Consider the following 24192-nt stretch of genomic DNA (forward strand, 5'->3'; position numbering starts at 1 on the left):
CCATCAGGCCCGCTCCACGTCCAGCGGCAGATGCCTGACACTCACGATCACCGACGGGTTCTGGAACTCCACCGGCGCGTCCGTGGCGACCGCCATGTCCCGGAACCGCTCGAACAGCACCTCGAACGCGAGCCGCCCCTCCAGCCGCGCCAGCGGTGCCCCGAAACAGAAGTGAATGCCGTGGCCGAACGTCAGGTGCGGGTTGGGGTTGCGCGCCGGGTCGAACGAGTCCGGCCGGTCGAAGAACGCCGGGTCGCGGTTGGCCGCCGCGAGGTCCGCCATCAGGATCGAGTTCTCCGGGATGCGATGGCCGCCCAGCTCGATCTCGCGGGTCGTGCGGCGGCCCAGCTCGGGGAACGGCGGCAGCATCCGGAGCACTTCCTCCAGCGCCGCCGGCAGGCCGCCCGGTGCGGACCGCACCGCGGCCGCCGCGGACGGGTTCCGGTCGAACGTCACCACCGCGTTGCCCAGCAACGCCGTCGTCGTGATGTGGCCCGCGATCAGCAGCAGCGCGACGAACCCGACGATCTCCTGGTCTTCGAGGCGCTCGCCGTCGCACTCCGCCTCCACCAGCCTGCTCGTCAGGCCCGGGCCGGGGTGGGCGCGGTGGTGGCGGATGTGGTCGAGGATGTAGGCGTTCATCTCGCGGATCGTCGGGGCGATCGCGTCCAGCGCGCGCTGGATGTCTTCCATGTCGGCCGACTCGCCGAGCTGGTCGCCGCTGAAGAGGACCTGGGCCCAGCGGGTGAACAGCGGGCGGTCCGCCACCGGGACGCCGAGGAGCTCCGCGATCACGATGATCGGCAGCGGGTAGGCCAGCGCGTCGACGACGTCGAAGCGGGACGCTCCGGCGACCTCGTCGAGCAGTTCACCCGCGATGGCCCGGATCCGCGGCTCGAGGCCCGCCACCACGCGCGGGGTGAACGCCTGGCTGACCAGGGTGCGCAGCTTGCGGTGATCCGGCGGGTCCATCCCGACGAAGTTGCCCTTGCGGAACGTCTCGAAGTCCTCCTGGACCGGCGTGAGCCCGCTGAAGTCGGACGAGAACGCCGCCGGGTCGGACAGCACCCGCGAGACGCCCGGGTGGTCGAGCACCCGCCACGTTCCCGCTTCCTCGTCGTGGTGCACCGGGCCGCCGCGTTCGCGCAGCTCGGCCGAACGCGCCAGCAGGCCTTCGAAGGCGAACGATTCCTGGGTGGTCATGATGTCTTCTCCTCGGTCGTCGTCGGCGGGGATGCGGGGACGAGGGTGTCGCTGCGGGGGAAGCGGCGCAGCGTGGGGCTGACCGTGACGACCAGGGTGACCAGCGCGATCCCGGCCGCGCACAGCACGACGGCGCCGGTGCCGGGGAACGCCTGCACCACCAGGCCGCCGAACGCCGGCCCGGTCGCCGCGGACACCCCGCCGATCACGCCCATCACGCTGGTCAGGCGGCCGCGCAGCCGGTCGGGGGTGAGCAGCAGCTGGTAGGTCCCGATCGTCGTGTTGGCGGTCGGCGGGAGCAGGGCCATGGCGACGAACAGCGCGCCCAGCAGGTAGCCGTCGTGGATCACGGCCGCGAGCGGGGTCAGCAGGGTCAGCACCCAGAACACGCTCATGATCGACACGTAGGGGCTGAGCCGCCGCTGCAGGTAGGGCGCGATCAGCGACCCGGCCACGCCGCCGACGCCGAGCATCGCGGCCATCACGCCGATCTCGCCCGAGGTGACGCCCCGCTCCTTGGCCAGCACGATGATGACGATGTAGTAGGCGCTGAAGAAGAAGTTCAGGCTCACCGCGCACGCCACCGTGACGCGCACGTGCCGTTCGCTCCACACCCAGCGCAGCCCCTCGGCCATCTCCTTGCCGAGGTGCCCGCCCTCGACCGGCGCGGCCTCGCGCCGCGGTGCACGAACGAACGTCAACGCGACCAGCGAGACCAGGTGGACGAGCACGTCGAAGGCGAACGGGACGGCCCGCCCGACGCCGTAGAGGAACCCGCCGACCGCGGTGCCCGACAGCTGCCCGAGCGCGCCGCGCGCGGAGTTCATCGCCACCGCCGTCGGCAGCTGGGCCGGCGGGACGACACCGGCCAGCATCGCGCCTTCGGCCGGGCCGAACAGCGACCGGCAGCAGCCCATCACCGCCGCGACCGCGATCAGGTGCGGAATGCGCACGCCGTCCCACCAGATCGCCGCGACCAGGCTCCCCACCGCCAGCGCGTACCCCGCCTCGCAGCCGAGCAGGATCTTCTTGCGGTCCCACCGGTCCGCCAGCGCGCCCGCGGGCAGCCCGGCGACCAGCTGGGCCATCGCGTCGACGCCGAGGACCAGCCCGGACAGCGCGGGCGAGCCGGTCACCGCCAGCACCAGCAGCGGCAACGCGATCATCGACGCGCTGAACCCGGCCTCGGACAGCGCCTGGCTGCCCCACAGCACCTGGTAGTTGCGGTTGCGCGAAAGCCGCGTGGTCACCGCCGCTCCTTCCGGTGGGCCGGGGCCTGGCTGTCGGCGGCGATCCGCCGCAGCGCGGCCGCGAAGTCGCCGGCCAGCGCTTCGGCGGTCCGCCGGTCGTGGCGGCCCGGCTGGTAGATCAGCGAGAACACGAGTTCGCCGTCCTGGACCGCGCCGACCAGGTCGAGCAGGTGCGGGTGGTGCTCGGCCGGGTCGTGGTCGCGGCCGAGCGAACCGCGGACGGCGGCGTAGAGGCTCTCGGACGTCGTCGTCCCGCCGGACCCGTCCCACTGGCCGAGGTAGTTGAACGAGATCTGCGGTGTGCTTCCCGCGAGCCGCTCCCGGACGTCCGGGGCGCCGAGGTGGCGGAGGGCGCCGTAGCCGAACCCGTTGCCGGGCACGGCCCGCAGCTGCTTGCGGACGGACTTGACCAGCGTCCGCCAGTCTGTGTCCTCTGTGTCCTCGATCGACAGTGCCACCGGGAACAGCGTGGTGAACCAGCCCACCGTCCGGTTGAGGTCGACGCCGTCGAGGACGTCCTCCCGGCCGTGGCCTTCCAGCGCGATCGACACGTCCGGGCGGCCGGTCCACCGGGCCAGTGCCCAGGCCACGGCGGTGAGCAGGACGTCGTTGACGCGCGTGCGGTAGGCCGAGGGCGCCGAGCGCAGCAGGGCGTCGGTGTCGCCGGCGTCGAGCACCACGGTGACCTCCGCGGTGCCGGTGTCGTCGCCGTCGTGGTCCACCGGCAGGTCGCCCGAGGCGGGCAGGCCGGTCCAATACGCCAGTTCGTCGTCGAAGCCGCCGGTGCGGACGTGCTCACCCAGGCGGTGCGCCCAGTCGCGGAACGACGTCGTCCGCGGGCCGAGGTCGATCGGGCCGCCCCGGGCGGCCTGGCGGTAGGCGGTGTCGAGGTCGTCGAGCAGGATGCGCCAGGAGACGGCGTCGACGACGACGTGGTGCGCGGCCAGGAACAGCCGCGGCCGCCACGCCGGATCGGCCGTGGCCAGGACGGCGGCCAGCAGCGGGCCCTGCGTGAGGTCGAACCCGGCGTGGACGTCGTCGGCGACGCGGGTCAGGGCGTCCGGCCGGTCGGCCTCGGGTACGGCGGTCAGGTCCTCGTGGCGCAGCTCGGGCACCGGCTCGACGTCGGCGTTGTGCTGGCGCCAGTCCCCTTCGGTCTTTTCGAACCGCATCCGCAGGGCGTCGTGGTGCGTCCACACCGCGGCGAGGGCCCGGCGCAGGGCGTCGGCGTCGAAGCCGTCGGCGAGCTCGACCAGCATCGACTGGTTGAAGTGGTGCGGGTTGACGGTGTGGGTGGCGAAGAACCAGTCCTGGATCGGGGTCAGCGGCACCGGCCCGGTGACCGGGCCGTCCGCCTCGGTTGTCTCGGCCACCGCGCCGGCTTCGGGGGCCAGTGCGGCGACGGTCTGGTGCAGGAAGATGTCCTTTGTGGACAGCCGGAGGCCGGCCTGCCGGGCCCGGGACACGACCTGCATGCTGAGGATGGAATCGCCGCCCAGCTCGAAGAAGTTGTCGGCGGTGCCGACCCGGTCCAGGCCGAGGACCTGCGCCCAGATCTCGCAGAGCACCCGCTCGGCCGGGGTCACCGGCTCGACGTGCCGGGTGGCCGGCTCGGCCGCGGCGGCGACCACGGGCAGCGCGCGGCGGTCGACCTTGCCGGACGGGCCCAGCGGCAGCGCGGGCAGCTCCAGCAGGGCGGCGGGCACCGAGTGGCCGGGGAGCGACCGGGTGAGGAATTCGCGCAGGGCCGCGGCGCCGACCGGCTCGGTCCCCGGTTCGGCGACGAAGCAGGCGACCAGGCGTTTGTGGCCCGACTCGTCCTGCTGGACGGCGGCCACGGCGGCGGCGACCCCGGGATGCCGGGTCAGGGCCGCCTCGACTTCGCCGAGTTCGATCCGGAAGCCGCGGACCTTGACCTGGTCGTCGGCGCGGCCGGTGAACTCCAGTTGCCCGGTGGCGGTCCACCGGACGACGTCGCCGGTGCGGTACATCCGCTCGCCCGGCGCGCCGAACGGGTTGGCGGTGAACCGGTCGGCGGTCAGGCCGGGCCGGTCGAGGTAGCCGCGGGCCAGGCTCGGCCCGGCGACGTACAGCTCGCCGGCCACCCCGACCGGCACCGGTTCGAGGGCGGCGTCGAGCACGTAGCCGCGGGTGTTCGGGATGGGCCGGCCGATGGGTGGCGGCGTGCCCGGGACGAGGGGATCGCTCCAGGTCGCGACGATGGTCGACTCGGTGGGGCCGTAGGCGTTGATCATGCGCCGGCCGGGCGCCCACCGGTCGACGAGCTCCGCCGGGCAGGCGTCCCCGCCGACGACGAGCGTGCGCAGGTCCGGCAGGTCGGTCGCCGGGACGGTGGCCAGCGCGGCGGGCGGGATCAGGGTGTGGGTGATCCGGTGGGCGGCGAGGAACTCGGCGAGGGGTTCGCCGAGCAGCGGCTCGGGCGGGACCACGACGAGCGCGGCGCCCGAGGGCAGGGCCAGGCAGAGTTCGAGGATGGAGGCGTCGAAGCTCGGCGAGGAGTAGGCCAGGACGCGGTCGCCTTCGGTGACGCGAAGGTGCTCGGCTTCGGCGGCGGCGAAGGACGCCAGCCCGGCATGGGTGACGACCACGCCCTTGGGGCGGCCAGTGGAGCCGGAGGTGTAGATGACGTAGGCGGGGTGCTCGGGGCGGACGGCAACGGGTGCGGCAGGCTCAGGCGCGGCAGCGGGTTCGGCCGATTCCGCCGCGGGCAGCACCGAGCCGCCGCCCTCCGGCGCGTCGCCGAAGAGCGCCGGTTCGTCCAGCGTCAGCACCGCCACGCCCTCGGGCACCGGCGGCGCCAAGCCCTCCAGCGTCAGCACCAAGGCCGGGCGGGCGTCGGCGAGCATGAACGTGATGCGCTCGATCGGGTAGGTCGGATCCACCGGGACGAACGCCCCGCCGGCCTTCCACACCGCGAGCTGGGCCACCACGATCTCCACCGACCGCGGCAACGCCAGCGCCACGATCCGCTCCGGGCCGATCCCGTGCCCGGCCAGCACCCGTGCGAGCCGCGAAGCGCGGGCGTCCAGCTCGGCGTACGTCACCGACTCGCCCGCGATCACCGCCATCGCGTCCGGCGTCTGCCGCGCGCGGGCCGCGACCAGCTCGGGCACCGTGAAGGGCGCCACCGGAACGGCTGTGTCGTTCCACCCTTCCAGGACCAGTTCGCGCTCGGCCGCGCCGATCAGCGGCAGCCGGGCCAGTGGCCGGTCCGGGTTGTCCGCGACGGCCGCCAGCAGCACACCCAGCTGGGAGGCCAGGCGGTCGATCGTGGCCGCGTCGAACAGGTCCGTGTTGTACGTCAACGCCGCGCGCAGCACGTCCCCGTCCGGCTGGAATTCGACGGTCAGGTCGAAGTTCGCCGCCGTCGCGGGCTGGGCGATCTCCTCGGTTTCGAGACCGGGCAGGCTGGTTGCCTCGCGGGGGCTGTTCTGCAGCACCACCATCACCTGGAACAACGGCGTGCGGCTCGGGTCACGGCCCGGCTGGACGGCGTCGACGACCCGGTCGAACGGCAGGTCCTGGTGGTCGAACGCCGCGCGGACGCCCGCCGCGACCTCGTCGAGGAACGCCGTGAACGCCAGGTCGGGGCGGACCCGGGACCGCAGGACCAGCGTGTTGACGAAGAACCCGACGAGCCCTTCGAGCTCCGGCCGCTCCCGGCCGGAGGTGACCGTGCCGACGGCGACGTCGTCCTGGCCGGCCCAGCGGCCCAGCAGCACCTGGCACGCCGCGACGAGCGTGGTGAACAGGGTCGTCTCGCGCTGCCGGCTCACCTGTTCGAGCCGCGCGGTCACCGCCGCCGGGACGGCGATCTCCTGCGTCGCGCCGCGGGTGGTGCGCACCGGCGGCCGGGGCCGGTCGGTGGGCAGTTCCAGCGGCGTCAGGTCGCGCAGGCGCTCGGTCCAGTAGTCGATCTGGCCGGCCAGGACGCGCTCGGCGAGCCGGCCGCGTTGCCAGGCCGCGAAGTCCGCATACTGCACCGGCAACGGCGGCAGGTCCGCCGGTTCGCCGCGCAACGCGGCCGCGTAAAACGCGCTGATCTCTTCGGCGATGAGCCCGTTCGACCAGCCGTCGGTGACGATGTGGTGCACCGCCACGGTGAGCACGTGCTCCCGCGGCGCGAGCCGGATCAGCTTCGCCCGCAGCAGCGGACCTTCGCTGAGGTCGAAGGGGTGTTCGCTGTCGGCACGCAGGATCTCCGCGAGCTCCTCCGCGCGGGCGTCGACGACCGGCAGCGGGACCGGCGACGGCGGGTGCACGACCTGGACGCCGTGGCCGTCGGCCGACCCGAACGTGGTGCGCAGCGGCTCGTGCCGGGCCACCAGCTGGGTGAACGCCGTGGCGAGCGCGTCGACGTCCAATTCGCCGCGCAGGCGCACGGCGGAACTCGTGACGTACTCGGTGCCGCCCGGCTCGAACTCGTCGAGGAACCACAGCCGCTGCTGGGCGAAGGACTGCGGCAGCTCGCCGTCGCGGGGGACGGCCGGGATCGGGTCCTGGGCGGTGGCGCCGACGGTTTCGATCGCGGCGGCGAGCCGGGACACCGTCGGGTGGGCGAACACCGCCCGCGGCGACAGCGATACGCCGCATTCGGCCAGCAGCCGGGACACCAGCCGGATGCTGAGGATGGAGTCGCCGCCGAGCTCGAAGAAGTTGTCCTGCGCGCCGACCCGCTCGACGCCGAGCAGCCGCTGCCAGATCCCGGCGACGGCGCGCTGGGTCGGCGTCGACGGCTCGGCGTAGGGCCGCCGCGACGGCACCGGGCCGTCCGGGGCCGGCAGCGCCCGGCGGTCGACCTTTCCGTTGCGGTTCAACGGAAGCTCCGGCAGCACCAGGATGACGGCGGGCACCATGTACTCGGGCAGCGCCGCGGCGGCGTGCGCGCGCAGTTCGTCCGGATCGGCGGCACGCTCGAGGACGACGTGCGCGATGAGCCGCCGGGTGCCGGCGGCGTCCGCGTGCACGCTCGCGACCGCCTGCGCGACCGCCGGGTGCGCGGCCAGCACGGTCTCGACCTCGGCGGGCTCGATCCGGAAGCCGCGCAGCTTGACCTGGTCGTCGGACCGGCCGAGGAACACCAGTTCGCCGCCCGCGCCGCGGCGGACGACGTCGCCGGTGCGGTACATCCGCTCCCCCGGCGCGCCGAACGGGTCGGGGACGAAGCGCTCGGCGGTCAGGCCGGGCCGGCCGAGGTAGCCGCGGGCCAGGCCCGCGCCGGCCAGGCACAGTTCGCCGGGGGCGCCGGCGGGCAGCGGCCGCAGCTCGGCGTCCAGCACGTACGCGCGCATGCCGTCGAGCGGCCGGCCGATCGGCACCGGCTCGGGCACGCCCGCCTCCCCGGTCATCCGGAACGAAGTCGCGAAGGTGGTCGTTTCGGTGGGGCCGTAGCCGTCGACCACCACCAGGCCGGGGCAGGCGGCCTGGACCGTCCGCACCACGGCGGGCGGGACGACGTCGCCGCCGGTCCACACCTCGCGCAGGCCGCGCAGGGCGTCCGGGGCGTCCTGCGCGAGCAGCCGGAAGAGCCCGGCGGTCAGCCACGCCGACGTCACGTCGTGTGCGGAAACCGCGCGCCGCAACGACACCGGAGTCAGGTCGGGCCCGTCGGGCAGGACCGTCGCACCGCCGGTGAGCAGCGGGACCCACAGCTCGTAGGTGGAGGCGTCGAAGGCCAGCGGCGAGTGGGCAAGCACCCGGGTGTGGGCGCCGCCGGCGAACCGGCCGTCCTGGGCCAGCGCGGTGATGTCGCGGTGGCGCACGGCGACACCCTTGGGGACGCCGGTGGAGCCGGAGGTGTACATCACGTAGGCGAGGTTTTCGGGCCCCGCAAGCGTTTGCGGCGCGATGGGAGACCGCTGCTCGCCGACGGTCAGCACCGGTCCACTGTGGACGGCTTCGGCGGCAGGCACCCCGGTGTCGCCGGCGACCACGACCGTCACCCCGGCCTCGGCGAGCACCGCCCGCAGCCGCTCGTGCGGCGCCCGGGTGTCCAGCGGGACGTAGGCCGCGCCGGCCTTGAGCACGGCGAGTTCGGCGACGACGTGGTCGACCGACGGTTCGAGCAGCAGCCCGATCCGGTCCTCGACGCCGACGCCGAGGCCGGCCAGCCGCCCGGCCAGGTGGTTGGCCCGCTCGTCGAGCTCGGCGTAGGTCAGGGTCCGGTCGCCGGTGAGCACGGCGGGGTCGTCCGGCCGCCGCCGCACCTGGTCGGCGAACAGCGCGGGCACCGTGGACGGCGTCCCGGCGGCGCCCGGGCCGTGGGCGTCGGCGAGCACCCTCGCCCGCTCGGCGGCGTCGACCCACGGCACCCGGGCCAGCGGCCGGTCCGGGTCCGCGGTGACGGCGTCGAGCAGCCGGATCAGCCGGTCGGTCATGGTGGTGACGGTGCCGGCGTCGAACAGCGCCGGGTCGTAGGCGAGGTCGAGCGCGAGGCCATCGTCGAGGGACGCGCGCAGGCACAGCGGGAAGTTCGTGGCGTCGGCCGAGGCGACCTCGACGACCCGGGGCGCGCCCGCGGTGGCGGGCTCGCTGATCGGGTAGTTCTCGAACACCACCATGCTGTCGAACAGGTTCTGCCCCGCGGGGACGTCGCTGAGCGGGCGCAGCCGGGCCAGCGACACGAAGTCGTGGTCGCGGGCCTCGCTCTGGGCCGCCTGCAGCTGCCCGAGCCACCGCGCCACCGGCAGGGTGGCGTCCACGCGGACGCGGGTGGGGATCGTGTTGATGAACAGCCCGATCATGGTTTCGACGCCGGTCAGGTCGGCCGGGCGGCCGGAAACCGTGGTGCCGAAGACGACGTCCCGGTCACCCGAGAGCATCGCCAGCAGCAGCGCCCAGCCGCCCTGCACGACGGTGTTGACGGTCAGGCCGTGGGTCCGGGCGAACTCGCGCAGCCGCAGTGTCGCGGCCGGCGGCAGCTCGATCCGGACCGAGTCGGTGGACCGGGACTGGTGGGCTTCGGCCGGCGGGCGGTCGTAGGGCAACGCCGTGGGCGCGTCGAAGCCGGCCAGGGTGTCCCGCCAGAACGCGTCGGCGGCGGCCTGGTCGCGCCCGGCCAGCCAGCCGAGGTAGTCCCGGTACGGGCGCCGGGTGACCAGGGCGGGCCGGACGCCGGCGGTCGCGGCGGCGTACTGCTCGCAGGCCTCGGCGAAGACCTGCGCGGAGCTCCAGCCGTCGAACAGCACGTGGTGGGACGTCCACACGAGGTCGACCTCGTCGCCGGGCAGGGCGGCGATCGTCAGCCGGGTCAGCGGCGCCCGGGTCAGGTCGAACGGAACCGCACGGTCGGCCGCCAGGGCCTCGGCCAGGGCGGTTTCGCGGTCCGCCGGGCCGAGGTCACGCCAGTCGTGGTGGGTGACCGGCAGGGTCGCCGCGCGGTCCACCACCTGGACGGGCTCTTCGACGCCGGTCCAGACGAGCCGGGTGCGCAGCACCGGGGTCCGGTCGACGACCCGCTGCCAGGCGGCGGCGAGCGCGGCCGGGTCGGTGACGCCGGCGAGCCGGATGCGGACCTGCTCGAAGTAGGCCGGGGAGCCGTCGTCGACCAGGGTGTGGAACACCATTCCGGCCTGCAGTGGAGTGAGCGGGTAGATGTCCTCGACTTCGCGGCCGTCGCCGGCCAGCGTGTCCACTGTGGACTGGTCGAGGCGGACCAGCGGGAAGTCCGACGGCGTGCGGCCGCCGGCGTCCGGAGTGGCGCAGTGGGCGGCGATCTCGCGCAGCGCCGTCAGGACCTGCTCGGCGAGCCCGCGCACGGTGTCCTCGCGGTGAATGTCCGGCGCGTAGGTCCAGGCCAGTTCGAGCCGGCCGCCGTCGACGATGCCGACGACGTCCAGGAGGGCCGTGCGCGGCCGTTCCGGGTCGACGTCGGGACCGAGGTCGCCGCCGAAGCCGCGGTACAGCCCGTCATCGCCGCCGGCGGTCCACTGTCCGTGGTAGTTCAGGGAAACCTGCGGCACCGGGTCGTCGTGCCGCCGCAGCGCGCCGTAGCCGAGGCCCTTGCCGGGCACCGCCCGCAGCTGCTCCTTGACGGCTTTGAGCGTCGGTCCCCAGTCCTCGGCCGCCGGGACGGTGAGCGCGACGGGGTACTCGGCGGTGAACCAGCCGACCGTGCGGGAGAGGTCGAGGTCGGCGAAAATCTCCTCGCGGCCGTGTCCTTCCAGCGAGATCAGCACGCGGTCGCGGCCGGTCCAGCGGGCCAGCACCCGGCCGAGCGCGGCGAGCAGGACGTCGTTGATCTGCGTCCGGTAGACCTCCGGCACCTGGTGGAGCAGGGCGTCGGTGGTCTCGGCGTCCAGACCGACGGTGACCGTGCGGGCGCTTCCGGCGGTGTTCTCCCCCGCCGCGTCCACCGGCAGGTCGGGGACGACGCCGTCGAGCACGCCGGTCCAGTACGGCAGTTCGTCGTCGAAGCTGTGCCCGGCGAGGCGGTCGGCCCAGCGGAGGTAGCTCGCCGGAGCCGGGCCGAGGTCGACCGGCTGTCCGGCGGCCACTTGGCGGTAGGCGGTTTCCAGGTCTTCCAGGAGGATCCGCCAGGACACGCCGTCGACCACCAGGTGGTGCACGACCAGCAGCAGCCGCGGTGGTGTTCCGGGAGACGTGATCAGCACGGGCGCGACGAGCGGGCCCTCCCCGACCTTCAGCGTGGCGCGGGCTTCGGCCGCGACCGTGCTGATGTCCGCTGTGTCCGATTCGGACGCGTGCCGCAGGGCCGGGAGTTCGGCGCCGGGCCGGAACTCCTGCCGGCCGTCGCCGGTGAACCGGGTGCGCAGGGCGTCGTGGCGGGCCAGGACCACGCCCAACGCGGTTTCGAGGGCCGGGAGGTCCGTGTCGGGGTCGAGTTCGGCCAGCGTGGACATCGTGAAGTGGTCGTGGTGGCCGGTCTCGAAGAACCACCGCTGGATCGGCGTGAGCGGCGCCCTGCCGGTGAACCCGGCTTCGGGTTCGGCGGCCGCTTCGGCGCCGGCGACGAGCGCGAGTTCGGCGATGTTCTGGTGGCGGAAGACGTCCCGGGAGGTCAGCCGCAGGCCGCGGCGCCGGGCCCGGGAGACGACCTGGATGCTGAGGATCGAATCCCCGCCGAGGGCGAAGAAGTTGTCGTCCACGCCCGGTTCTCCGACGCCGAGGACGTCGGCCCAGATCTCCGCCAGCAGGCGTTCGGCGTCGGTGCGCGGCGCGGTCCGGCCCTCGGCCGGGGCCGGGTGGACGGCGGGCGCGGGCAGCGCGCGGCGGTCGACCTTGCCGCTGGTGGCCAGCGGCAGCCGGTCGAGGGGAACGAACACCGACGGCACCAGGTGGTCGGGCAGGGTTTCCTTCAGGGCCGTCCGCAGCCGCGCCGGATCCGCCGCGGAACCCGGGACGACGTAGGCGACCAGCCGGGCGTGGCCGTCGTCGTGACGGGCGACGACCACCGTGTCCGCAACCTCGGGCAGGGCACGCAGGGCCGCTTCGACCTCGCCGGGCTCGACCCGGAAGCCGCGGATCTTGACCTGGTCGTCGACGCGGCCGAGGTACTCCAGGTGCCCGTCGGCGGTCCACCGGGCACGGTCGCCGGTGGTGTACATCCGGCTGCCGGGCGGGCCGAACGGGTCGGCGCGGAAGCGATCCGCGGTCAGCCCGGGCCGGTTGAGGTAGCCCCGAGCCAGCTGGACGCCCGCCAGGTGGAGCTCGCCGGGCACACCGATCGGCGCCGGGCGCAGCCGGTCGTCGAGGACGTACGCCTGCACGTTCCCGAGCGGACGGCCGATCACTTCGCGGGCGGTCTCGCCGATCCGGCACAGGGTGGCGTCGACCGTGCACTCGGTCGGGCCGTAGAGGTTGAACGAGGTGACGCCGTCGAGGTCGCTCAGGTCGCGCCACAGCGCCTCGCCGACGGCTTCCCCGCCGATCAGCAGCACCGAAGGCCGGTGTCCCCCGAACCCGGCGTCCAGGAGGTGCCGGATGAACGACGGCGTCGAGTTGACCAGGTCGATCCGGTGCTCGGCGAGGTAGCCGGCCAGCAGGGCCGGGTCCAGGCGGGTGTCGGCGTCGATCACGTGCAGCTCGTGCCCGGCCGTCAGCATCAGCAGCACGGTTTCCCAGGACGCGTCGAAGGTGAACGCGGCGGTCAGCGCCACCCGCAGCCGGTCCTTCCCGGCCGCGGCGGCGAACCGGCCCGCGTGGTCGACGGCGAAATTGGCCAGGGCGCGGTGGCCGACGAGCACGCCCTTCGGCGTTCCGGTGGAGCCGGAGGTGTAGATCGCGTAGGCGGCGTGGTCCGGGCTGATCGAGGTGCGGAGGTTCGCGTCCGTTCCCTCGGCGGCCACCGGTTCGGTGATGACGAGCACCGGCTGGGCGTCGGCCAGCAGCGCTTCCCGGCGCCGGGCGGGCAGCTCGGGGTCGAGGGGCAGGTGGACCGCGCCCGCCTTGAGGACGGCGAGGATCGTCACCACGAGTTCGGCCGAGCGCGGCAGGGCGACCGCGACCAGGCGCTCGGGCCCGGCGCCACGGGCGACGAGGGCACGCGCGATCCGGTTGGCCCGGGCGTTCAGCTCGGCGAAGGTCAGCGTCGTGCCGCCGCAGACCACCGCGGTCGCGTGCGGCGTCCGGGCGGCGAGAGCCTCGAACAGCTCGACGACTCCTGCGTCCGGCACCGGCCGGTCGGTCTTGTTCCACGTCTCGACGACGAGGTCGTGTTCGGCCGCGGGCAGCAGCGGCAGTGCGTCGACCGGCCGGTCCGGGTCGGCCACGACGGCGGTGAGCAGGACCGTCAGGTGCTCGGCGAACCGCTGCACGGTCGCGGCGTCGAACAGGTCGGTGTTGTAGTTGAGCAGGCCGCGCAGACCGTCCGGGCGCTCCTCGAACTCGACGCTCAGGTCGAACCCGGCGGTGGTCATCGGCAGCGTCAGCTCACTCGCCGTCAGCCCGGCGAGCGCGGGCAGGCGGTTGCCCGCGTTCTGCAGGGTCACCAGCACTTCGAACAGCGGGGTGCGGCTGGGGTCGCGGTCGGGGCTCAGCTCGTCGACGATCCGCTCGAACGGCACCTCCTGGTGGGCGAACGCGTCCAGGACCGTCCGGCGGACGGCGCCGAGCAGCTCGCCGAAGCCTCGTCGTCCGTCCACTCGGGACCGCAGGACGACGGTGTTGACGAAGAGGCCGACGAGGTCCTGGACCTCCGGGTGGTCGCGGCCGGAGGTCACCGTGCCGACGGCGACGTCGTCCTGGCCGGACCAGCGCCGCAGGACCAGCTGGCAGGCGGCGACGAGCGCGGTGAACAGCGTCGTGTCGCGGTCCCGGCTGAGCCGGCGCAGCCCGGCGAGGGCCTCGGCGCCGAGGGTGAACGCGTGTTCGGCACCGTTCGACGTCCGGGTGGCCGGGCGTGGGCGGTCGGCCGGCAGGTCCAGGGGGCGCAGGCCGTCGAGTTCGTGGCGCCAAAAGCCGAGCTGCTCGTCGAGGAAGTCGCCGGTGAGGCGCTCGCGCTGCCACGCGGCGAAGTCCGCGTACTGGATCGGCAGCCCGGGCAGCCCGGCCCGCTCGTCGCCGTAGAGCGTGGCCAGTTCGCTGATCAGGACGCCCATCGACCAGCCGTCGGTGACGATGTGGTGCAGGGACAGGACGAGCGCGTGCTCGTCCGGGGCCAGGCGGACGAGCCTCGCCCGCAGCAGGGGGCCCCGGGCGAGGTCGAACGGCCGGGCGAGATCCTCGGCCAGCAGCCGCCGCAGGTCCTCCGGGCCGGTGGCGTCGGTGACCGGCAGCGCGAGCTGCCACGGCTCCCCCACGACCTGGCGCGGGCGGCCGTCGACGGCCGGGAACGTGGTGCGCAGCGACTCGTGCCGGGCGATCAGCGTGGTGAGCGCCCGGGCGAGCGCGTCCGGCCGCAGGTCGCCGCGCAGCCGCACGCCGAAGACCGTGACGTGGTCGGTGCTGCCGGGGGCGAAGTCGTCGAGGAACCACAGGCGCTGCTGGGCGAAGGACAGCGGCAGCTCACCGTCGCGGTGCACCGGCGTGATGGCCGCGGACAACGGTGTGGCGGACGCGGCGGGCAGCGCGGCGGCCAGGCCCGCGACCGTCGGGTGGTCGAACACCGTCCGCGGGGACACGTCGACGCCGAAGGCCTCGCGCAGCGCGGAGGTGAACCGGATGCTGAGGATGGAATCCCCGCCCAGCTCGAAGAAGTTGCCGTCGGCCCCGACGCGCTCCAGGCCGAGCGTCGCGGCCAGGACCGCCGCAACCGTGCGTTCGGCTTCGGTGCGGGGTTCGGAAAAACTCTCGATGGCCGTCGCGGCGGGGGCCGGGAGGGCCCGCTGGTCCAGTTTCCCGTTGCGGGTCAACGGCAGTTCGTCGAGCGTGACGAACGCCGAGGGCACCATGTAGTCCGGCAGCGACCGGCTCAGGTGCTCGCGCAGCCGGGCGGTGCTCGGCGGGGCGTCCGGGGTCGCGGCGACGACGTAGGCGACCAGCCGCTTGCGGCCGGGCTCGTCCTCGCGGGCCAGCACCGCCGCCGAGCCGACGTCGGCCAGGGCGAGCAGGGTGGCCTCGATCTCGCCCGGTTCGATCCGGAAGCCGCGGATCTTGACCTGGTGGTCGGCGCGGCCGTGGTAGCGCAGGGCGCCGCCCGAGGTGCGGGAGACGCGGTCGCCGGACCGGTACATCCGGGATCCGGGCGCACCGAACGGGTCGGCGACGAACCGGGCGGCGGTCAGCCCGGGGCGGCCGAGGTAGCCGCGGGCCAGGCCGTCGCCGGCCACGTACAGCTCGCCCGGCACCCCGGCCGGGACCGGGTTGAGGTCGGCGTCGAGGACGTACCCGGCCAGGTCGGGCAGCACGGTACCGATGACACCTGGAGTGTCCACATCGGACTCCAGGTCGTGGTGCGTGACGTGCACGGTGGTTTCGGTGATGCCGTACATGTTCACCAGCCGCGGGGCACGGTCGCCGTGGCGAGCGAACCACCCGGCCAGCCGGCGCGTTTCCAGGGCCTCGCCACCGAAGATCACGTACCGCAGCGCAAGCCGGGCGCCGGGATCGTCCTCGTCGGCCCGGACGAGCTGGTAGAACGCCGAGGGCGTCTGGTTGAGCACGGTGACGCCTTCGTCGGCCAGCAGGCGCAGGAACTCCCGCGGCGATCGGGACACGGCGTGCGGCACCACGACGAGCCGGCCGCCGTGCAGCAGCGGGCCCCAGATCTCCCAGACGGAGAAGTCGAACGCGTAGGAGTGGAACAGCGTCCAGACGTCGTCGGGGCCGAACTCGAACCGCTCGGCGGTCGCGGCGAACAGGCGGGTGACGTTGCGGTGCGGGATCACCACGCCCTTGGGCAGCCCGGTCGAACCGGAGGTGTAGATGACGTAGGCGGGGTGCTCCGGGGTGCAGCGCAGCGGCGGGTCGGTGTCCGGGCCCGTCTCGACGGTGACGTCTCCGGTGACGTCTTCCGGGGCGAGGACGGCGACGGGGTCGGTGTCGGCGACCATCCGCTCGACGCGCTCGGCCGGCGTGGCCGGGTCGATCGGCAGGTAGGCGGCCCCGGCCTTGAGCACGGCGAGGATGGCGACGACCTGTTCCGGCGAGCGCGGCAGACGCAGCGCGACGAACCGTTCGGGCCCGGCACCGAGCGCGATCAGCCGGTGCGCCAGGCGGTTCGCCCGCGCGTTGAGCTCGGCGTAGGTGAGCCGGCTGCCGTCGCCGGTGAGCGCGACCGCGTCCGGACGCGCCGCCACCTGGGCGGCGAACAGCTCGGTGATGGTCGGTGCGGGCAGCGACCCGGTCTCGTCCGCGACCAGCTGCGCGCGGTCCGCGGCCGACAGCCACGGGAGCCGGGCGATCGGGCGGTCCGGGTTCTCGGCGATGCCGAGCAGCAGGGTCTCCAGCCGGGCGGCCAGCGCGGCGGCGGTTTCCTCGTCGAACAGGTCCGGGTCGGTGCCCAGCTCGAAGCCCAGGCGCCGGTCGACGTAGGCGCGCAGGGTGACCGGGAACGTCGTGGCGTCGAGAGCGGTGACCTCGCGCAGGGTGACGCCCGCCTGTGCGGCCGCGTTCTCGTCGAAGGGGTAGTTCTCGAACGCGACCATGCTGTCGAACAGGTTTTCCCCCGGCGGGACGTCGCTGAGGGCGCGCAGTTTCCCGAGCGCGAGGAAGTCGTAGCGGCGGGCCTGGTTCTGCTCGTCCTGCAGCCGCTGCAGCCACGGCAGCACCCGTTCGCCGCTGTCGATCCGCGTGCGCGTCGGGACGGTGTTGATGAACATCCCGATCATGGTCTCCACGCCCGGCAGGTCGTCGGGACGGCCGGAGACGGTGGTGCCGAACACGACGTCGGACTCGCCGCTGGAGTGGGCCAGCAGCAGCGCCCACGCGCCCTGCACGAGGGTGTTGACGGTCAGGCCGTGGCGCCGGGCCACGTCCCGCAGCCGTGTGGTGTCCTCTGTGGACAACAGCGTCCGGACCGTCCGTGACGAGCGCGTCCGGTGCGCACTCGCCGGCGACCGGTCCCAGGGCAGCGGGGTCGGGGCGGCGAACCCGGAAAGCACGTCCCGCCAATGGTTTTCCGCCGCCGTGACGTCCTGCGCGGCGAGCCAGCCGAGGTAGTCGCGGAACGGCCGGTGGGCCGGCACGCGCGGAACCCGGTGTTCGGTGAGGGCGGCGTACTGCTCGCACACCTCGGTGAAGATCTGCGCCAGGCTCCAGCCGTCGAGCACGATGTGGTGGGAGGTCCACATCAGCAGCACGCGGTCGTGGGTCAGCGCGACGACGGCCAGCCGCATCAGCGGCGCGGTGGTGAGGTCGAGCCCGGCGGCGGCGTCCTCGGCCGAGAGCCGGTCCAGCTGGGCGGCCTGCTCGGCTTCGGAGAGCCCGCGCCAGTCGTGGCGGGTGATCGGGACGACCGCCCGGTGCCGCACGATCTGCAGGGGGTCCTCGACGCCGTCCCAGACCAGTTCGGTCCGCAGGACCGGGGTCCGGTCGGCGACCTGCTGCCAGGCCAGTGCGAACGCGTCGGGGTCGCGGACACCGTCCAGGAGCATCCGGGCCTGGTCGACGTAGGCGTCGGCCGTCGGATCCAGCAGGCTGTGGAACAGCATGCCCGCCTGCAGCGGAGTGAGCGGGTAGATGTCGTCGACGTCGCGGCCGTCACCGGCCAGCCGGTCCACAGTAGACTGATCCAGGCGGGCCAGCGGGAAGTCGGACGGCGTGCGGCCGCCGGCGTCCGGTCCGGCGCAGTGCGCGACGATCTCGCGCAGCCCGGTCAGCATCGCCTCGGCCAGCTCGCGAACGGTGCCGGAGTCGGTGACCTGATCGGAGTAGGACCAGGTCAGCGACAGCGCGCCGGATTCGACGACGCCGGTCACGTCCAGCTGGTAGGTGCTTGCCTCGTCCGGAGCGATGTCCGCGCCCGGGCTGTCGTGCCGGCCGCGGAACAGGCCGTCCGCGCCGGCCTGGGCGTCCCAGCGGCCGTGGTAGTTGAAGCAGATCTGCGGCAGCGGGAACGCCTGCAGCGCGTGCCCCGGTGCGCCGGGCTCGCCGAGGTACCGCAGGGCTTCGTAGCTCAAGCCGCGGCGCGGGACGGCCCGCAGCTGCTCCTTGACCGCCTTGAGGGTGGCGCCCCAGTCCCCCGACGGCGGCAGGTCGAGCGCCACCGGGAACTGCGTGGTGAACCAACCCGCCGTGCGGGAGAGGTCGACGCCGTCGAGGATGTCCTCGCGGCCGTGTCCCTCCAGCGCGATCAGCACTCCGTCCTCGCGCGTGTGCTCGGCCAGTGCCCGCCCGAGCGCGCTGAGCAGCACGTCGTTGACCTGGGTCCGGTAGGTGGCGGGGACGCGGTGCAGGAGCGCGTCGGTGTCCTCCGCGCCGAGGGTCACGGTCAGCGTGCGGACGGAGCCGGTGGTCCCCGCCCCCGCGCGGTCGGCGGCCAGTGCCGCCGGGACCCGGCGCGCCACGGACGTCCAGTGCTCGAGGTCGTCGTCGAACCCGCCGTCGCGGACGTGCTGGTCCAGCAGGTGCGCCCACTGGGTGAACGGCGTGGCCGTGGCCGCGAGCCGGACCGGGGCGCCGGCGACGACCTGGCCGTAGGCGGTTTCGAGGTCGCCGAGCAGCAGCCGCAGCGAAACGCCGTCGGCCACCAGGTGGTGCACGGCCAGGAACAGCAGCGGCGGCCGGGTGCCGCGCAGGAGCAGCACCGCGCCGGTGAGGGTGCCGGTGGTGAGGTCGAGGCCGGCGCGCACCTGCGCGGCCGCCGCCTCGATACCGGCGCGCTGCCCGGCGTCGCCGAGCGAGGACAGGTCCCGGACCCGCAGCACTCCGGTCGGCGGGGTGGGCGTGACCTCCTGCCGCCACTGCCCGTCAAGGGTGAAGAACCGGGTCCGGAGGGCGTCGTGGCAGGCGACGACCGCGTCGAGCGCGGTCCGCAGCGCCTGCTGGTCGACGTCGGCGGGCAGCTCCAGCAACTGCGACATGGTGAAGTGGGCGAGCGGGCCGTGGGTGTCGAAGAACCAGTGCTGGATCGGGGTGAGCGGCGCCGGGCCGGCGACCGGTCCCGCCGCCGGGGTGTGGACCGCGGCCGTCTGCACCGCGGTGGCGAGCCCGGCGATGGTCTGGTGCAGGAAGATGTCGCGCGAGGTGAGCCGCAGGCCGGCCTGACGGGCCTGGGCGACCACCTGGATGCTGAGGATCGAGTCGCCGCCGAGGCCGAAGAAGTTGTCCTCGACGCCGATGCGGTCGTTGCCGAGCACCTCGGACCAGATCGCCACGAGCTGGTGCTCGACGGCGGTGCGCGCGGGCACGTAGGTCCGGCCGCCGTCCGCGGGGGCGTCGGGGGCGGGGAGCGCCCGCCGGTCGACTTTGCCTTGCGGGGTCAGCGGAATCGCGTCGATCGGGACGAACACCGACGGCACCAGGTAGTCGGGCAGGGTGGCCCGCAGGGCAGCACGCAGCCCGTCCGGCGTGGGCGGGACCGCACCGGCGCCGACGACGTAGGCGACCAGCCGGGCGTGCCCGCCGTCGGGGCGGTTGGCGACGACGACGGCCGCGGTGACGCCGGGCAGGCGCACCAGCGCGGCCTCGACCTCGCCCGGTTCGACGCGGAACCCGCGGATCTTCACCTGGTCGTCGAGGCGGCCCAGGTACTCCAGTTGCCCGTCCGCGGTCCAGCGGACCCGGTCCCCGGTGCGGTACATCCGCTCGCCCGGCTCGCCGAACGGATTGGCGACAAAGCTACCCGCCGTCCGGCCGGGCCGGCCGAGGTAGCCGCGCGCGAGCTGGGCCCCGGCGAGGCACAGCTCGCCGGGCACGCCGGCGGGCAGCGGCCGCAGCTCCTGGTCGAGGACGTAGGCGCGGGTGTTGGCGAGCGGGCGGCCCAGTACCGGGCGGGCCGTTTCGCCGACCCGGCACGAGACCGCGTCCACTGTGTACTCGGTGGGACCGTAGAAGTTGTGCGCCACGGTGACTTCGGCGGCGGCGAGGTCCCGCCAGAGGGTGTCATCGAGGGCTTCGCCGCCGAGCATGAGAATCTGCGGCCGGTGCCGCGGGTCGGTCAGCAGCCCGGCGGGGATCAGCCGGCGCAGGTAGGTCGGGGTGAGGTCGAGGAAGTCGATCCGGCGCTCGGCGATGTGGTCGACGAGGGCGTGGGCGTCGAGCCGGACGTCGTCGCCGATCAGGTGCAGCTCGTGGCCGTCGGCCATGAGCAGGGGGCCTTCCAGGGACGTGTCGAACGACAGCGTGGCGGTCAGGGCCACCCGCAGCCGCCGCCCGGGCGGGGCGAAGTCGTGGCGGTGGTTGAAAAGCAGGTTGGTGAGGTTGCGGTGCGGGACGGCCACCCCCTTCGGCCGGCCGGTGGACCCGGACGTGTAGATGACGTAGGCCGGGTTGTCCGGCCGCAGCGGCGCGATCCGGTCGGCGTCGGTGAGGTCCGCGGCGGAGTACTCCTGCGGCGCGGCGGCGATTTCCGGTGGTCCGAGGACCAGGACGGCCCCGGCGTCGCGCAGCAGCAGCTCTTTCCGGTCGGCCGGCAGGGCGGGATCGATCGGCAGGTACACCGCACCGGACTTCAGCACGGCGAGGAAGGCCACGATCGCGTCGGCGGTGCGCGGGAGGGCGAGCGCCACGACCCGTTCGGGGCCCGCGCCCAGCGTGACGAGGTGGCGGGCGAGGCGGTTGGCCATCGCGTTGAGCTCGGCGAAGCTCAGCGCGATGTCCCCGGCGACGAGCGCGGTCTCGTCCGGGCTGCGCTGGGCCTGCGACTCGAACAGCTCGGTGACGGTGGCCGCGGGCACGTCCAGTTCGGTGGCGTTCCACCCGGTGAGCAGCCGCCGCCGCTCGTCCCCGGTCAGCATCGGCAGCTCGCCGACCGGCCGCTGTGCGTCGGCGGCGATCGCGGTCAGCAGCACGGTGAGGTGCTCGCCGAGCGCGACGGCGGTCCGCGCGTCGAACAGGTCGGTGTTGTACTCCAGCGAGCCTTCGAGCGCGTCCGCGGACGGCTGGAACTCGACGGTCAGGTCGAAGTTGGCGGCGCGGCGGGCCACCTCGACCGGTTCGGCGGTCAGCCCGGCGAAGTCCGGCTGCCCGCCGGCGCTTGCGTGCAGCAGCACCATCGCGTCGAACAGCGGGTTGCGGCTGGCGTCGCGGTCGAGGCGCAGCGCTTCGACGAGCTTTTCGAACGGGGCTTCGGCGTGCTCGAAGGACTCCAGCACGGTCGTGCGGACGGCGTCGAGGAAGGTCCCGAACGACGCGGTCCGGTCCACAGTGGACCGGATGACCACGGTGTCGACGAAGAACCCGACCGTCCGCTGCAGCTCGGGGGCGTTCCGGCCGGAAACCACGGTGCCGACGGCGATGTCGGTGCGGCCGGTGTAGCGGGCGAAGAGCACCTGGCAGGCCGCGACCAGCACGGTGTACAGGGTGGTGTCGTGGAGCCGGGCCAGCTCGGCCAGCCCGGAGGCGACCTCGGCCGGGACGCTGAAGTGGTGCACGGCACCGGCCGTGGTGCGCACGGCGGGCCGGGGCCGGTCGGACGGCAGGTCGAGGGGTTCGACGCCGGCGAGCTGGGTCGTCCAGTAGGCGAGGTGCCGGTCGAGGACGGGCCCGGCGAGCCGGTTCCGCTGCCAGACGGCGAAATCGGCGTACTGGACCGCCGGCTCGGGCAGCTCCGCGGTTTCGCCGCGGACGGCGGCCGCGTACAGCGCGGCGAGCTCGCCGACGAGGATGCCCATCGATTCGCCGTCGGTGACGATGTGGTGGGCGGTGATCAGCAGGACGTGCTGCTCTTCGGCGACCCGGACCAGCAGCAGCCGCACCAGCGGGCCGCGGCGGAGGTCGAACGACCGGCCGTACTCCGCTTCCAGGACTTCGTCCAGATCGGCGGGCCGCAGCGCCGGATCGGTGGTCAGGTCGACCGTCCGCACCGGGATCTCCGGATCCGGGTGGACGACCTGCACCGGGGTGCCGCCGGCGTCGTCGATGGTCGTGCGCAGGGATTCGTGGCGCGCCACCAGCCGCGCGAGCGAGCCGGTGAGCGCGCCACTGTCCAGCGGCCCGGTCAGCCGCAGCGCGACGGCGCTGTTGTACTCCGCGTCCCCCGGGCGGAACTCGTCGAGGAACCACAGCCGCTGCTGCGCGAACGACAGCGGCAGGGCGGTCTCCCGGGGCGCCCGCCCGATCACGTCGGACCGCTCCGCCCGCCCGGCCAGGCGGCGCTTGAGCGTCTCCCGCAGCTCCGCGGGCAGCGCGTCGATGCGGCTCTTCCTCGAGGTGGTCATCGCTTTCGTTCCTCACAACGCGAGTCGGGGTGGTCAGCTCGTCGTGAGTGGTAATTCGGGTTAGAACCCGAATTACCACTCACGACAAGCCGCGGCAGAACAAGTCCAGGGGGTTCAGCAAGCGCGCAGGCGGCGCCGGGCGACCCGGCCCCCGGCCTGCATGGCGCTCACCGTTCCGGTGGCCGGATCGGTCAGGAAGCGGCCGCCGATGATCCGGCGGCCGGTGCCGGGTTCGCGGACCGAGAACGACCCGTCGCGCAGCAGCGCCAGCTCCGGGTAGACCTCGCCGTCGACGACGAGGACGGCACCGCCGTCCGCACGGACGTCCACCTGGTACTCCAGGTCGCCGTTGGTGTAGCGGCCGGTCAGGTCGGCGGCCGGGCGGGCCGCCCGGGCGAGGTCGCGGGGCAGCTCGTAGTCGCCGACCGGGAGGCCGTCGGCGCGCAGGGCGGCGACCAGGTCCGTCCAGAGCGCCGAGCCGGTGCTCCCGTTGGTGGTGAGCGCGACGATCCGGCCGTGCTCGGCGTCGATCCGCAGGTGGCAGGAAGTGCCGTCGGCGGTGCCGTCGTGGCCGGTCCAGAGACATCCGAGGCTCCGCCTCGGGCCGGGGGCTCCGCCACCCGGAACCCCCGAACAACAGTGACATCCGAGGCTCCGCCTCGGGCCGGGGGCTCCGCCACCCGGAACCCCCGAACAACGGCAGTCCGCGTCGGCGCCGCGGTAGCCGGCCAGGCCGAGCCCCCAGCCGTCGGCCAGCCCGAACGGCTCGGCGCCCGGCACCGGGCGGCGCATGAGGCCGGCCAGGTCCACGGGCAGCGGACCGGCACCGCCGCAGAACATGCGCCCGAACGTGGCCAGGTCCTCGGCGCTCAGCGCGAGCGCCCCGGCCGCGGCCTCGGCGGGGGTCAGGGTCTGCGCGACCGGCCGGGCGCGGCCGGTTTCCGCGTGCACGGCGTGCCCGCTCAGGTGCGCCCCGGACCGGCGCCGCGCGCCCGGCTCCACGACGAACGCGGCGTCGATGCCGAGTTCGCCGAGCAGCATCGTGTCCACCGCCTCCCACCAGCTCATCCCGGTGATGGCCTCGACCACGTACCCGGCGAGCACGTACCCGGTGTTGGAGTAGGAGAAGCCCAGCCCGGGCGGCTGGACGAGCCCGGCGTCGCGGCAGGCCCGCAGGTACCGGCGGGCCGAGGCGGTCCCGTCGGCGGCGGCACCGAGCGCGGCCGGCAGCCCGCCGGTGTGGCTGAGGACCTGCCCGATGGTGGGTCTGCCGACCTGGGGGCCGAGGCCGTCCAGGTGCTCGCCGAGCGGGTCGTCCGGGTCCAGGTCGCCGTCGGCGACGAGCAGCATCGCCAGTGCCGCGGTGAACGCCTTGGTGATGGAGCCGACCGGGAATTTCGCTTCGGCGGTGATCTCGCCGGCCACGGCGGAGCCCGACCGGCCGCCGTCGTGCACGACCAGCTGGGCGGCCGGGACGCCGTGCTTGTGGGCGAGACCCACGAGCAGCCGCTGCAGCCGCCCGTCGGCCGCGGGCCGCGGGTCGCGGACCGGAACCCCGAGCGAGGACTGGGAAAACGTCGAAGGAGAGGGCATGAGCGGGGGACCTTCCGCGTCGGTTCGGTGGGGACGGCTCCTGCCGCGGCCGGTCGTGAGTGGAAAGCGGCCCCAAGGCGGCCTTCGGTGCGTCACACGCACCCAAGGCGGCCTTCGGTGCGTCTGACGCAACCAAGGCCACATTGGGACGCTGGAAACCACTCACGAGGAGCCGCGGCGGCTCAGCCGTCGGCGGCCATCTGCCGCTGCAGGCTCAGCGGCCGCATGTCGGTCCACACCTCGTCGACGTGGTCCATGCACTCCTGGCGGCCGCCGCGGAAGCCGTCGGCGCGCCAGCCCGCGGGTACCTCGTTGGCGAGCGGCCACAGCGAGTACTGGCCCTCTTCGTTGACCAGTACCTGGAATTCGGCGTCTTCCTGCATGGGTTTCACCTTTCTGGTAAGGGT

Annotated in this window: 5 protein-coding genes; all 5 read right to left on the minus strand. The window is 74.0% G+C overall.

Annotated features, from left to right (window positions below; all coding sequences use genetic code 11):
* Nucleotides 1-3: 3 nt before the first annotated feature.
* A complete protein-coding gene (locus ACLJQF_RS03615; protein ID WP_410606753.1) occupies nucleotides 4-1203 on the minus strand; it encodes a cytochrome P450 in 1200 nt (399 codons plus the stop codon).
* Nucleotides 1200-2453, minus strand: a complete 1254-nt coding sequence (locus tag ACLJQF_RS03620; RefSeq protein ID WP_410606754.1) for an MFS transporter — start codon at nucleotides 2451-2453, stop codon at nucleotides 1200-1202. Before ACLJQF_RS03620 ends, ACLJQF_RS03615 begins: the two co-directional genes overlap by 4 nt.
* Nucleotides 2450-22192, minus strand: a complete 19743-nt coding sequence (locus ACLJQF_RS03625; RefSeq protein WP_410606755.1) for a non-ribosomal peptide synthase/polyketide synthase — start codon at nucleotides 22190-22192, stop codon at nucleotides 2450-2452. Before ACLJQF_RS03625 ends, ACLJQF_RS03620 begins: the two co-directional genes overlap by 4 nt.
* Before the next feature lie 114 nt (nucleotides 22193-22306).
* Nucleotides 22307-23785, minus strand: coding sequence for a serine hydrolase domain-containing protein (locus ACLJQF_RS03630; RefSeq protein ID WP_410606756.1), 1479 nt, complete (start codon nucleotides 23783-23785; stop codon nucleotides 22307-22309).
* Between the two features lie 182 nt (nucleotides 23786-23967).
* A complete protein-coding gene (locus tag ACLJQF_RS03635; protein WP_410606757.1) occupies nucleotides 23968-24168 on the minus strand; it encodes an MbtH family protein in 201 nt (66 codons plus the stop codon).
* Between the last annotated feature and the right edge of the window lie 24 nt (nucleotides 24169-24192).

It is taken from the genome of Amycolatopsis sp. lyj-109 (genome assembly GCF_046548995.1).
Lineage (GTDB): Bacteria > Actinomycetota > Actinomycetes > Mycobacteriales > Pseudonocardiaceae > Amycolatopsis.